At 64.8% G+C, this 12,366-nt stretch carries 13 protein-coding genes; 6 read left to right on the top strand and 7 right to left on the bottom strand.

Annotation, left to right across the window (positions count from 1 at the left end; all coding sequences use genetic code 11):
• Positions 1–49 precede the first annotated feature (49 nt).
• Together WDM91_03130 and lipA are read right to left on the bottom strand one after the other, a co-directional pair.
• Positions 50–526, bottom strand: coding sequence for a type II toxin-antitoxin system RatA family toxin (locus WDM91_03130; protein MEI9993564.1), 477 nt, complete (start codon positions 524–526; stop codon positions 50–52).
• Between the two features lie 115 nt (positions 527–641).
• Positions 642–1,598, bottom strand: coding sequence for a lipoyl synthase (gene lipA, locus WDM91_03125; GenBank protein ID MEI9993563.1), 957 nt, complete (start codon positions 1,596–1,598; stop codon positions 642–644).
• A 94-nt stretch (positions 1,599–1,692) separates the two neighbouring features.
• On the opposite strand from lipA, the gene WDM91_03120 reads away from it, so the two are divergent.
• Positions 1,693–2,052, top strand: coding sequence for a hypothetical protein (locus WDM91_03120; GenBank protein MEI9993562.1), 360 nt, complete (start codon positions 1,693–1,695; stop codon positions 2,050–2,052).
• A 278-nt stretch (positions 2,053–2,330) separates the two neighbouring features.
• Positions 2,331–3,935 carry an AMP-binding protein gene (locus WDM91_03115; protein MEI9993561.1) on the top strand — a complete coding sequence of 535 codons (1,605 nt, stop codon included), beginning with the start codon at positions 2,331–2,333 and terminating at the stop codon, positions 3,933–3,935.
• 32 nt (positions 3,936–3,967) lie between these two features.
• Here WDM91_03115 and WDM91_03110 read toward each other — a convergent pair whose 3' ends face one another.
• The 3 genes from WDM91_03110 to WDM91_03100 form a co-directional block, all read right to left on the bottom strand.
• Positions 3,968–4,426, bottom strand: a complete 459-nt coding sequence (locus WDM91_03110; protein ID MEI9993560.1) for a hypothetical protein — start codon at positions 4,424–4,426, stop codon at positions 3,968–3,970.
• Positions 4,427–4,475: 49 nt separating this feature from the next.
• The gene (locus WDM91_03105) at positions 4,476–5,465 is read right to left on the bottom strand and encodes a zinc-dependent alcohol dehydrogenase family protein (GenBank protein ID MEI9993559.1); all 990 of its coding nucleotides are present in this window, start codon (positions 5,463–5,465) and stop codon (positions 4,476–4,478) included.
• 139 nt (positions 5,466–5,604) lie between these two features.
• The gene (locus WDM91_03100) at positions 5,605–6,510 is read right to left on the bottom strand and encodes a LysR family transcriptional regulator (GenBank protein ID MEI9993558.1); all 906 of its coding nucleotides are present in this window, start codon (positions 6,508–6,510) and stop codon (positions 5,605–5,607) included.
• Between the two features lie 251 nt (positions 6,511–6,761).
• On the opposite strand from WDM91_03100, the gene bfr reads away from it, so the two are divergent.
• Positions 6,762–7,349 (top strand): bacterioferritin, encoded by a 588-nt coding sequence (bfr, locus tag WDM91_03095; protein MEI9993557.1) that lies wholly within the window; start codon positions 6,762–6,764, stop codon positions 7,347–7,349.
• 46 nt (positions 7,350–7,395) lie between these two features.
• Here the strand turns inward: bfr and WDM91_03090 are convergent, their stop codons facing one another.
• Positions 7,396–8,052, bottom strand: a complete 657-nt coding sequence (locus WDM91_03090) for a glutathione S-transferase family protein (GenBank protein MEI9993556.1) — start codon at positions 8,050–8,052, stop codon at positions 7,396–7,398.
• A 154-nt stretch (positions 8,053–8,206) separates the two neighbouring features.
• Between WDM91_03090 and phaZ the strand changes: the two genes are divergently transcribed.
• Positions 8,207–9,424, top strand: a complete 1,218-nt coding sequence (phaZ, locus tag WDM91_03085) for a polyhydroxyalkanoate depolymerase (protein MEI9993555.1) — start codon at positions 8,207–8,209, stop codon at positions 9,422–9,424.
• Positions 9,425–9,558: 134 nt separating this feature from the next.
• On the opposite strand, the gene WDM91_03080 is transcribed toward phaZ, so the two are convergent.
• Positions 9,559–10,392, bottom strand: a complete 834-nt coding sequence (locus tag WDM91_03080) for an arylamine N-acetyltransferase (protein MEI9993554.1) — start codon at positions 10,390–10,392, stop codon at positions 9,559–9,561.
• 666 nt (positions 10,393–11,058) lie between these two features.
• Here WDM91_03080 and WDM91_03075 point away from each other — a divergent pair.
• The gene (locus WDM91_03075; protein ID MEI9993553.1) at positions 11,059–11,418 is read left to right on the top strand and encodes a PadR family transcriptional regulator; all 360 of its coding nucleotides are present in this window, start codon (positions 11,059–11,061) and stop codon (positions 11,416–11,418) included.
• Positions 11,393–12,301, top strand: a complete 909-nt coding sequence (locus WDM91_03070; GenBank protein MEI9993552.1) for a sensor domain-containing protein — start codon at positions 11,393–11,395, stop codon at positions 12,299–12,301. Before WDM91_03075 ends, WDM91_03070 begins: the two co-directional genes overlap by 26 nt.
• The last annotated feature ends 65 nt before the right edge of the window (positions 12,302–12,366 follow it).

Raw genomic sequence — 12,366 nt, 5'->3', positions numbered from 1 at the left:
CATCGCCAAGATGTGATGATGTATGAGACTCTGGAAGACTATGACCGCATCATCCGGCAGGTGTTCCAGGATCTTCGGTCGGCCTCCCGGACAGCGCCTTCGCCCGCGCTTCGAAGGCGTCGGCCATCTTGATGTAGACCTTGCCGAAGGCGGCGCCGGCGACGGCGTTGAGGACGCGGCTCTTGAACTCGAATGCCAGCGTGAAGTCGACACGGCAGCGTCCGCCCTCCGGCGTGAAGCGCCAGTGGTTCTCGAGTTGCTTGAACGGACCCGAGGTCTGCGCCACGTCGATGGTATGAGCGGCGGGATCGAGGATCACGCGGCTGGTATATTTCTCGCGCAACGCGCCGTAGCCGATCGCCATCTCGGCGGCAAGGACGTCGCGACCTTCCTCCTGTTCGCGGCTCAGCACGCGCAGTGCGACGACCCAGGGAAGGAATTTGGGGTATTGCTCGACGTCGGCGACGACCCGGTACATCAGATCGACCGTGTACGGAACAATCCGTGTTTCGGTGTGAGTGGTCACCAGCAGACCTCCATTCGCCTTCGCTCCTTCGGAGCTTCGGCGCGACAGGCCCGAAAAATCGCATCGCGTTTTTTCGACCTCCCCGCAAGGGGAAGGCGAATCGGAGCGAACACCGTCACGCGCGCGCTTTTGAAAGGCGCGCGATCTTCAGCGCGGCGAAGTCGCTGTCGGCATGATAGGAACTGCGGGTCAGCGGCGAGGCGGAGACCATCGCGAAGCCCTTGGCGCGGGCGGTCGCCTCCAGCGCGGCGAATTCGTCCGGCGTCCAATAGCGCTGCAGCGCCGCATGCTTCCTGGTCGGCTGGAGATATTGCCCGATGGTGAGGAAGTCGACGCCCGCGGCGCGCAGGTCGTCCATCACCTGCATGATCTCCTCGCGGCTCTCGCCCAGCCCGACCATCAGGCCGGACTTCGTGAACCCCTGCGGCGCCAGTTCCTTGGCCTTCTGCAGCAGGCGGAGCGAGGCGAAATAGCGCGCGCCGGGACGCACGGTCAGATAGAGCCGCGGCACGGTTTCGAGATTGTGGTTGAAGACGTCCGGCGGCGACGCCATCACGATCTCGACCGCGCCGTCCTTGCGCAGGAAGTCCGGCGTGAGGATCTCGATCGTGGTGCCTGGGCTGGTGACCCGGATGGCGCGGATCACGCGCGCGAAATGCTCGGCCCCGCCGTCGGCGAGGTCGTCGCGGTCGACCGAGGTGATCACGACATGCTTGAGCCCGAGCTTCGCCACCGCGTCGGCGACGTTCTGCGGCTCGGCATCGTCGAGCGGTGACGGCAGGCCGGTCTTCACGTTGCAGAAGGCGCAGGCGCGGGTACAGGTGTCGCCCATGATCATCATGGTGGCATGACGCTGGGTCCAGCACTCGCCGATGTTCGGGCAAGCCGCCTCCTCGCAGACCGTGTGCAGGCCGTGGTCGCGCACGATCGATCTCGTCGCGGCATATTCCTTCGACACCGGCGCCTTTACGCGGATCCAGTCGGGCTTGCGCAGCACGGCCGTGTCGGGGCGATGCGCCTTTTCCGGGTGGCGCGGCGCGATTTGATTCGTGCGGTCGATGACGACGGTCATGGTCCGCCTGATATAAAGGGTCGCGCGCGCGAAATCATGGAAAATTGAACTTTTGTTGCCATGGTACGTTGCATAGGCCTCGAAGGAGATTCACATGGCAACCCGCAAAGCCGCCCGTCCGGCCAACAAGGCCCTCGCGCGGGCCTCCATACCCGCCCGCCGCAAGCGCGCCTCGCGCTCCTTGCTGAGCGGATTGCCGGTTCGCAGCATCGCCGTGCTGGTCGGCGTCGCCGGCCTTGCGGCGCTCGGGATTGCGCTCGCCAATTCACGGCGCTTGCGGGAAGACGTCTGGCAGCCTTTGCAGTCCGCGGTCGAGCCGCAGGCCGATCGGGTCTGGGCCGAGACGCGGCCATGGCGAGACCACGTCTCCCGTGTGCTCTCTTCCATCAACGCCGACGAAGTCCGGGACGCGATTGCCCAGCGCTTGTCGCAATGGGTGGACCGGCTGCACTGATTTGTTGAATTCAATCCGACAAGATCCTCTTTTTTTGGCGCTCCGCCAGATACTTGCTCAAATTTGCCGGATGCAGGCGCCGAGGTCGGCCCGTCCTGCCCGCTGACGTCTCGGCCTGCCTGCACCAGGCCCGGCACTTTAGGAAAGTAGTCCCTGCCCTCTCTCATTCAAGAGGCGACGCCCCAAATAATTCGTAATATATCGGGAGAGTGCCGGTGCAATCCGGCCGGTGCGGGCTTACCTGCTCGCATCCGAACAACAAATCCTGGGTGGAAAATTTGAGCGTCGCGAATATCGCCGCCGCGTCCGGCGAAGAGAGCGCAGCCGGTCTCGATGCGTCGAGATGGCAGCAGCCGGTGTTCCATGCCCTGATCGAGGCCCGCGGGCGCTACGGCGCCGATCGCGCGGCGCTGATCGACGGCGACGAGCGCAGCCTCACCTATGAAGAGATCATCCGCGCCTCGCTGGCGCTGGGTCACGCGCTCAAGCGCGGCACCAAGGCCGGCGAGTCGGTCGGCATCCTGCTGCCGACCGGCGCCGGGGCGGTGATCGCCTTCTTCGCGGTCTCGGCCTATGGCCGGGTGCCGGCGATGCTGAACTTCACCAGCGGCGCCGCGGGCCTGCGCAGCGCGCTCGCCACGGCCAAGATCAAGCGGATCGTCACGGCGCGGCGCTTCGTCGAGCTCGGCAAGTTCGAGGCGCTGATCGAGGACCTCTCGAAGACCTACAAGATCGTCTATCTCGAAGAGGTGCGCGAAAAGCTCTCGCTGATCGACAAGGCCTTCGCCGCGGTCGGCACCTTCCTGCCCAGCCTGGTCGCGAGCAACGCGATGCATGCGAAGCCGGCGGTCATCCTGTTCACCTCCGGCACCGAGGGCGAGCCGAAAGGCGTGGCGCTCAGCCATGCCAACCTGCTCTCCAATGTCGAACAGGTGCGCAACCATATCGGGCTCTACGAGACCGACATCCTGTTCAATCCGCTGCCGACCTTCCACTGCTTCGGCCTGACGGTGGGCTCGCTGATGCCGCTGCTCCTCGGGATCAAGGTGGTGTGCCATCCCACGCCGCTGCAGCCGCGCGAGATCGTCAGCCGCATCCGCAAGACCGGCGCGACGATCCTGCTCTCCACCGATACCTTCATCTCGCAATATGCCCGGGCCGGCGACCAAGGCGACCTGAACTCGCTGCGCCTGGCGGTCTGCGGCGCCGAGCGGCTGCGCGACGAGACGCGCGCCCTGCTGCGGAAGAAGTATTCCATCGAGCTGCTCGAAGGCTATGGCGTGACGGAAGCGGCGCCGGTGATCGCGGCGAACCAGCCCGAGGCCAACCGCCCGGGCACGGTGGGCCGGCTGCTGAAGGGCATGGCGGCACGGTTGGAGCCGGTCGAGGGCATTCCAAATGCCGGCCGCCTGTTCGTCAAAGGGCCCAACATCATGCTCGGCTATATCAAGGCCGACCAGCCGGGCGTGATCCAGCCGCCCGACGGCGGATGGCACGACACGGGCGACGTCGTGTCGATCGACGACGAAGGCTTCATCGCGATCAAGGGCCGCCTCAAGCGCTTTGCCAAGATCGGCGGCGAGACGGTATCGCTGGCGGTGGTCGAAAGCATCGCCTCGGCGCTGTGGCCCGACCACAGCCACGCCGCCATCGCCGTGCCCGACGGGCGCAAGGGCGAGCAGATCGTGCTGGTCACCACCAACAAGGACGCCAACCGCCACGATCTCGTCGGCTGGGCGCACAATCACGGCGTGGCCGAGCTGGCCGTGCCGCGGCGCATCCTGGCGGTGGAGGACATCCCGGTCCTGGGCACGGGAAAGACCGACTATGTGCAGGTCGAGAAGACGGCCAAGGCACAGATCGCAGCCGCAACGGCCGCCTGACGCGGGAAGAGCGCCGTTGCGCAGTTTGCGGCCTAGCCGAACGGCAAGGTGGTGACGCCGGCCGCATATAGCGGCCACCAGACTGCCAATGGCTGCAAGGCCAGCCTGATCCAGTAATACGATCTCGCCGATGGCAAGCCCTGGACGTCAAGACCGTGGACCGCATTCTTGATGTTGGCGGGAAAGACGCAGACGAAATAGATCGCCAGGGCCCATCCCGCCGCCGGCCGCAGCAACGAAACCATCAGGCCGGCGGCGCCGGCCAGTTCGCACAGCCCGGTCAGCGCCACCACGGCGCGAGGCGCCGGAACGATGCTGGGCATCATCGGCAGATAGCGCTGCGGGGTGCGCAGATGATCGAGCCCGAAGAACAGCAGGCTGATGCTGAGGCCCCAGCGCATGGCTGCCGGAGGGTCGACGCCGTGGCCCGCCAATTGCTGAACAAGGGCCGCGGCGCCGGAAATCGTCGCCAGGAACACGAAAAACATCATGCAGCAGACCCTTCAGACGACAGGAAACGCTCCGCAATGGCGGCGGCCGTCAGACTGTGACGACGATCTTCCCGAACTGGCCGTTGGCTTCGAGATAGCGATGAACCTCGACGATCTCGTCGAAGGCGAAGATCTTGTCGATGATGGGTTTCAAACGGCCGCTGGCGAGGCCCCCGAGGATGTAATCGACCGCCGCTTTCTGCCGGACGGGGTCGCCGCTGGTCAGCCAGATGTTATGGGCTTTGATGGTCTGCATCTTGGCGAGGAAGTCGAGGACCGGAATCGGGGTGGCTTGGTGGCTCAGCGCTCCATAGAGATAGATGGTCCCACGGAACGCCAGGACCTCCATCAGCTTGAGGAAGTTGGGTCCGCCGACCGGATCGAATATCACGCGGGCGCCCTGGCCGCCGGTGAGCTTCAGGACCTCCGACACGAGATCCTGTTCCTCGGTCGCGATGACGTGCCGTGCGCCGGCATCGAGCAGTTGCTGGCGCTTGGCGCCGGTGCGGGTCAGGGCAATGGGCGTCGCGCCGGCCAGGTTGGTCAGCTGGATCGCCGCCAGCCCGACACTGCTGGAGGCGGCAGGGATCAGGACGACGTCGCCCGCCGTGAGCTTGGCGTCCTCGATCAGCGCGCCATAGGCGGTGACGAACATCATCCAGATCGAGGCCGCCTCCGCATAGGAGAGCGACGGCGGATGCTTGACGACCGCGTGGACCGGAGCGAGCACGACTTCGCCATACATGCCGTAGCTGTTCATCGAGAAGGCCGGGACGGTGTTGACCGCGTCGCCGGGCGCGAACCCCGTCACGCCCTCGCCGACGGAATCGACGATGCCGGCGGCCTCGTAGCCCAACCGCGCCGGGAGGATCGGCGATTCGATATAGGCGTCTTCGCGGAACATCGCCTCGGCGCGGTTGATGCCGATCGCCTTGACCTGGATGCGGACCTCGCCAGGCCCCGCTTCGGGAATCGCGACGTCTTCGAACGCAAGGACTTCAGGGCCGCCGGACGCGGCGAAACGCACGATGCGAGACATGGGCCACCTCGTTTGCTGCGTCGCAGGGTTGCGATCGCTGAGGTGAAGATGGGCGGTGTGGGCATCGGAACTAGTCGGTAAGCCGGACTAAAGCTCATTCCAAATCGGCATGAATGACGAAAGACAGCCCGACTTGGGTTCAGGCAATCCGTTCGCCGTTCGGAGGCTCCAGGCAGGTTTCGACGAAGGCGATGAATTCGCGAACCTTGGCACTGACCAGCCGGCCGGTCGGGAAGACGGCGGAAAGCGCGACCGGCGCAAGCGCCCAATCCTGCAGGACGGAGACGACCGCGCCGGAGACGAGCTCCGGCGTGAAGGACCATTCCGACGCGATCGTCAGGCCCATGTCCGCCAGGATGGCCGCCCGCACACCCTCCGACGCCGTGATGCTGACCCGGCCGCGCGGGGTCACGGTCATCTCGGACGTCCCTTGCCGGAACGTACATGTCTCCCCGACGCCATCATGGGTGTAGATCACCACTTGATGGGCTTGGAGATCGCCGGGAGAGGTCGGCGTCCCGTGGCGCTGGAGATAAGCGGGCGTGGCGATCACCAAGCGCCGCGCCTCGCCGATCTTGCGCGCCACCATGGACGAATCCGGCATGGCTCCCATGCGCAGCGCGACGTCGATCCCCTCGTCCACCAGGTCGATGCTGCGCTCGTCGAGCATGAGATGGAGGTCGAGATCCGGATGCTTGGCCAGGAAGCGCGGAAGCTGCGGGACGAGATGAAGCCGGGCGAAGCAGACCGGCGCCGACACCCGCAAACGCCCGCACAGACCGGCCACGCCTCCGCGCGCCGCCCGCACCGCTTCGTCGGCTTCTTCCACCGTCCGCTTGGCGTGGTTGTAGAAGTCCCGGCCGGCCTCGGTCGGGCTCAGGCTGCGAGTCGATCGAAGCAGCAGGCGTACGCCCAGCCAGTCTTCGAGCTGGGCGATGGCCTTGGACACGGCGGGCTGCTTGACGCCCTGGCTTTTCGCTGCGGCGGAGAAGGAGCCGCTGTCGATCACCCGAACGAAGATCTCGATGGCCGCCAACCGGTCCACGGTTATGCTCCCTTGGAATAAATACTACCATTTTGACAGCAGCCTGCCAGCCGGGCTGGTCAATCGGTGCCCAGTTGACAATCATTCTCAGTCGCACCATATCTGGGGGCGACCGGCTGAGGCCCTTTCTGGATGATCGTCTGCGTCTGCAATAGGCTGAACGATGCGAAGATTCGCGGCGCGATCGCGCAGGGTGCGGAGTCTTCCGACGACGTCTATTCTTACTGCAACGTGAGAAAGAACTGCGGCCGATGCCAGACGACAATCGAAAAAATGCTGGACGGCGCGGACGCCCGTCCCCACCTCCTGGTAGCGGCGGAGTAACCGCGCCCGGCCCCGAGCCGCATGCCGGCGTTGCGGGCGATCCCGAGACCCTGCGCTGGCTCAATGTCGTGCTCAAGAACGAGCTCACGGCGATCAATCAGTATTTCCTGCATTCGCGCATGCTGGCCGATTGGGGCCTGTCGCAGCTCGCCAAGCACGAATACGAAGAATCTATCGACGAGATGAAGCATGCCGACAGGCTGATCAAGCGCATCCTGTTCCTCGGCGGCCTGCCCAATCTGCAGGATCTCGGCAAGCTGATGATCGGCGAGAACGTCAAGGAGGTGATCACCTGCGACCTGTCGCTGGAGATGATCGCCTATCCCGACCTCAAGCTCGCCATCGTGCACTGCGAGAACAGCCGCGACTTCGGCAGCCGCGAACTGTTCGTGCACATCCTCGAAAGCGAGGAGGAGCACATCGACTATCTGCAGACGCAATTGCGCCTGATCGAGCAGATGGGCATCCAGAACTACGTCCAGCTCCAGACCAAGGCGAACGAAAGCGGGGCTTAGCTTGGCGATGCCCGCTTGCGCGGGCGTGACATGCCTCGTGCTTGCCTCAGAACTCCGCTTCCAGCTCTTCCACCGCGTCCGGCTCGGACTTGGCGGCTTCGATCCATTCGAGCATGTCGGGGAGATTGAGGATCGTCTCGCAATAGTCGGCGCTGAGGCGGTCGAGCTTCACGTGATAGGTCGTGAAGCGGGTGCAGACCGGCGCATACATCGCATCGGCCACGGTCGGCTTGTCGCCGAAGAGATAGGGACCGTCATAGGTCTTGAGGCATTCGCGCCAGATCTGCACCACGCGGTCGATGTCGGCCTGCGCCCCGGCCCAGATCTTGAAATCGGGATAGTCCGCCTTGAGGTTCATCGGCAGCGCCGAGCGCAGATTGGCGAATCCCGAATGCATCTCGCCCGAGACCGCGCGGCAATGGGTGCGCGCCTTGATATCCTTGGGCAGCAAACCGCTCTTCGGGTGGACCTCGTACAAATACTCAGCGATGGCCAGCGTGTCCCAGACCTTCACGCCGGCATCGGTCAGGCACGGCACCAGGAAGGACGGCGACAGCAGCAACAATTCGGCGCGGGCGTCGGGATCGTCGCTGGACAGCAGCTTTTCCTCGAAATCCAGCCCCGCCATGCGGCAGAGCAGCCAGCCGCGCAGCGACCAGGAGGAGTAGTTCCGGCTCGAGATCGTCAGAAGGGGCTTGGCCATGGCGACGCGTCTTCCGCTTGCAACCGTAACCAATTATTTCGCAGTGCAGCATAAAATGCACTAGCATTTTTCGTGGGCTCGGCGTGAAATCGTCAGAATATTGCCGCACCGCACAAGCGGGCGCGGCGCGGGCTCCAGGGGCGTTTCGAGTTTGATGCTGTACGACGCCTATCAGGCCCAGTCGGATTTCTTCGCGCCCCTGCGGGCCTGGGCGGGGCTGACCAGCGCCGCCTTCCGCGACACCTGCGCCGGGCCCAGCGCCAACTACGTCATGAAATCGATCTCGGCGGCGGCGGAGATCGTCAACCGCGCCCATCTGACCCATGAGCGGCCGAGCTACGAGATCGACAGCGTGATGCTCGAGGGCCGCGAGGTCCCGGTGGCCGAGGTTGCGGCCTACGAGACGCCGTTCGCCAGCCTCGTCCGCTTCAAGAAGGAAACCAATATCGAGCAGCCGCGGGTCCTGATCGTGGCGCCGATGGCGGGACATTTCCCGACGCTGCTGCGCCACACGGCGCAGACCATGCTGCCCGACCACGACGTCTACATCACCGACTGGAAGAATGCGCGCGACGTGCCGCTGGCGGCGGGCCGCTTCGGGGTCGACGAATATATCGAGCACACGATCAGGTTCTTCGAGCAGATCGGGCCCGGCGCGCATGTCGTGGCGGTGTGCCAGCCCTGTGCGGCCCTGCTCGCCACCGTCGCGGTGATGGCGCAGGACGATCATCCCTGCCAGCCGCGCAGCATGACGCTGATGGCCGGGCCGGTGGACACCCGCGTCAGCCCGACGACCGTGAACCAGCTTGCGACCGAGCATCCGATCGAATGGTTCGAGAAGAACCTGATCTCGAGCGTGCCGGGGCGCTATGCCGGGGCGCATCGCCGGGTCTATCCCGGCTTCGTGCAGGTCGCGGCCTTCATGTCGATGAACCTGCCGCGCCACGTCCGCGCCCATGCCGACCTGTTCGACCACATCCGCAAGGGCGAGGACGCCAAGGCCGACGCCAACCGCAAATTCTACGACGAGTATTTCTCGGTCTCCGACCTGCCGGCGGAGTTCTACCTGGAGACCGTGCGCAAGGTGTTCCAGGAATTCCACCTGCCGCGCGGGATCTTCGAATATCGCGGCCGGCGCGTCGAGCCGGCGGCGATCCGCAAGACCGCGCTGCTGACGGTCGAAGGCGAGCGCGACGACATCTGCTCGGTCGGGCAGACCGTGGCGGCGCACGACCTGTGCACCGCGATCAAGCCGTTCCGCCGCAAGCACTATGTGCAGCCCGGCGTCGGGCATTACGGCGTGTTCTCCGGCACGCGCTGGCAGACGCAGATCTATCCGATCGTGCGGAACGTGATCCTGGCGAACAATTAGAGCGGTGGCTGCGCACCATTGCCGTCATGGCCCGCAACAGCGGGCCATCCCGTTGGGCGTCGAGCGCAATCGATGACGATCGTCGCTGCGTCACCTGGATGGCCCGCTGTTGCGGGCCATGACACGTTTTGGGTTCAAGTTTGCGACGCCGCTGCGTCGCGCTTCTGCTTCAGCACATCTTCATGCCGCTCGACGATCTTCGGCCATAGCGTCGCGACCTCGGGAACATCCAGCGCGAACTCGGTCTTGAGGGTCGCGAGCAACTCGTCGGCGCTGCCGATCACGTGCTCGCGCGTCGCAGTGGGAGTCAGATAGCGTACCGTCCGTCCACGGAGGATCGTCAGGCCCTGGGGCGTGTGGCGCTGGGCGACGAGGTTCTGCACGAAGGGCGATTGCGGCGAGGTCTGGAGGAACTCGCAGCGCTCGGCGAGCCGGCGCTCGTCGGCCGGCGCGAGGTTGAAGTCGAAGCTCGGCGCGCCGCCCCGCGGGTCGTTGGCGAAGCGCCACCAGGTGTCGTCGACGCGCGACAGGCCGTAGTGGAAGCCCTGGCTCTCGAAGGCGCCGACGGCGACGGGGATGGGATCGCGCGGGCCGTCTCCGAAGCCGACATCGGCGAGATAGATTCCTTCCGGCAGCGCGACGCGCAGCACGAGATGATTGCCCTCGGCCATCTCGCCCTTCATCTCGCGGACCACGGCGCCGGTGGCGCGGGTGGCGTCGAAGCCGAGCTCGCCCAACGCCCAGCCGAGCAGGCCGTTCATCTCGTAGCACCAGCCGCCCCTGCCCCGGGTGACGATCTTCTCGAAGATCGCCGGCCGCTCGATGGTGAGGGGGCGTCCCAACTGGACGTCGATATTCTCGTAGGGGATCGCAAGGAGATGGGCGGCGTGCAGGGTGCGCAGACCAGCCAGGGTTGCCGGCGGCGGAGCGGCGAGACCGATGCGCGCGAGATAATCATTTATATTCATATGGTTATGATAGTTTCGGCAATATAATTGTTATTGTTGCGACGCGATAGAAACGCGATTTTCCGGTATTTGAACGCTTCGAAAAATCGAGGGGTATGCCGCCTTCTGTTTCGCAGGAGCGAAACTACGCTCGGCGATATTGTCCTGTCCGTTCGAGGCTTCAAGGCTTCGGTTGAAATAAAGGCGTTGTATCAACACCCCTTGTCATCCCCGGCCGAACGCGAGCGAAGCGAGTGCGAGAGGAAGGGGACCCAGGTCGGAAATACCGTCGCGATCTTTGGCGCCTGGGTCCTGCCTACGCTGCCGCTAGGCAGTCCCCTCACGCCGCTGCGCGGCGTTCGGCCGGGGATGACAAGGGGAGTTCACTTTCGCGCATGCCAAGGGCGGGGGCCGCATGCACCCCAAAATGAATAGGAATTTCAGATGCATATCGCCTGTCCGCGATTTTCGCCTAGTCTCTTGCCGATCGGTCAGTCAGAAACTCATGAAATCTGCCAACTGTCAGCAAAACTGCAGCCGAATCGAATTATCTTGGAGTCCAGTACAGTTCACTCTTGCATAGTGCGAAGTTCATGCTAGATAGGACTTCGTAATAGCAATGGAGGCGGAGACGAGCGCGTTGTGACCGAAGAATCCCAATACACGCGCAAATTCCGAAAAGAACTCATGGCCGGGCTCTCATCGCTCGTCCTGCTGGCGGTACTCGCCCGCGCGGGACGCGAAATGTACGGATACGAAATCGCCAAAGCCGTGAAGGCCGAAGGCGAAGGCGGACTGATCTTCAAGCAGGGCGCGATCTATCCCGTCCTGCGCTCGCTGAACGCCACCGGGCTGCTGCACAGCCGGGTCGAGGCGTCGGCCTTCGGACCGCCGCGGCGCTACTACGACATCACCGACGACGGCCGCAAAGCCCTCGCCGAATGGCAATTCGCCTGGCGCGACATGCGCGAGTTCGTCGACGATGCCCTGCAGGCGGGCACCACCCCTGGAGCGACACCCGATGGTCATGCCGGCGCCGCCGCCTGACACGGTCACCGCCTATCTCTCGCAGCTGCGGCGTGCCCTCAAAGGGGCGCCCGCCGGCCTGATCAGCGATGCGCTGGCCGACTGCGAGGACCATCTCAACAGCGAGATCGCGCAGAACCCCGATCTCAGCGAACAGCAGATCCTGGCCGGCGTGGTCGAGACTTACGGCACGCCCGCAGAGATCGCCGAGGAGTACCGCGACATGGAACACACGATCGCCACGCCCTTCCCGCAGCCCGAGAGCCAGGGCGACGAGCGGCATTTCGGATTCTTCAACGTCGTCTCCGATCCGCGCACCTATGGCGCCCTGCTCTATATGCTGCTGTCGCTCGCGACGGGCATCTTCTACTTCGTCTGGTCGGTGGTCGGCATCTCGCTGTCGCTTTCCTTCGCCGTCCTGATCATCGGCGTGCCCTTCTTCCTGCTGTTCGTCGCGTCGATCCGCGTCATCAGCCATGTCGAGGGCCGCATCGTCGAGGCGCTGCTCGGCGTGCGCATGCCGCGCCGCCTGCCCTCCCCGCCGTCGCCCGACGATACGCTGTTCGCCAAGATCCGCGAGGTCTTCACCGACCTGCGCACCTGGTCGTCGCTGTTCTACATGCTGCTGATGCTGCCGCTCGGCGTCGTCTACTGCGTGATCGCGGTCGTCGGTCTCGCCTCCTCGATCGGCATCACCGGGCTTTCGATCTACAGCCTGATCACCGGCGAATCCCATATCCACGTCGACGGCGCGCCGGTCCTGGCGCACCTGCTGCACACCGCGCCGGGCCTGCTCGTGCTCGCGCTCTGCGGCATCCTGGTGTTCTTCCTGGTCCTGCACATTGCCCGCGCCATCGGCTGGGTCCATGGCCGGATCGCCGAAGCGCTTCTCGTCCGTCTGTAAGCCCCCGCTGGCAGTTGGACGACGGCCCGCGGTGGCGACACCGCGGGCCACTTTCTTTGCCGACC

Source organism: Rhizomicrobium sp., from assembly GCA_037200385.1.
Taxonomy (GTDB): domain Bacteria; phylum Pseudomonadota; class Alphaproteobacteria; order Micropepsales; family Micropepsaceae; genus Rhizomicrobium.
Note: the sequence above shows the minus strand (reverse complement) of the source record. Positions and strands in the feature narration are given on the sequence as shown.

Coding starts and splice junctions, on each gene's coding strand:
- phaZ (MEI9993555.1), top strand. CDS start 8,207: ATGCTGTACGACGCCTATCAGGCCCAGTCGGATTTCTTCGCGCCCCTG.
- WDM91_03090 (MEI9993556.1), bottom strand. CDS start 8,052: ATGGCCAAGCCCCTTCTGACGATCTCGAGCCGGAACTACTCCTCCTGG.
- WDM91_03110 (MEI9993560.1), bottom strand. CDS start 4,426: ATGATGTTTTTCGTGTTCCTGGCGACGATTTCCGGCGCCGCGGCCCTT.
- WDM91_03070 (MEI9993552.1), top strand. CDS start 11,393: ATGGTCATGCCGGCGCCGCCGCCTGACACGGTCACCGCCTATCTCTCG.
- lipA (MEI9993563.1), bottom strand. CDS start 1,598: ATGACCGTCGTCATCGACCGCACGAATCAAATCGCGCCGCGCCACCCG.
- WDM91_03080 (MEI9993554.1), bottom strand. CDS start 10,392: ATGAATATAAATGATTATCTCGCGCGCATCGGTCTCGCCGCTCCGCCG.
- bfr (MEI9993557.1), top strand. CDS start 6,762: ATGCCAGACGACAATCGAAAAAATGCTGGACGGCGCGGACGCCCGTCC.
- WDM91_03105 (MEI9993559.1), bottom strand. CDS start 5,465: ATGTCTCGCATCGTGCGTTTCGCCGCGTCCGGCGGCCCTGAAGTCCTT.
- WDM91_03075 (MEI9993553.1), top strand. CDS start 11,059: ATGGCCGGGCTCTCATCGCTCGTCCTGCTGGCGGTACTCGCCCGCGCG.
- WDM91_03120 (MEI9993562.1), top strand. CDS start 1,693: ATGGCAACCCGCAAAGCCGCCCGTCCGGCCAACAAGGCCCTCGCGCGG.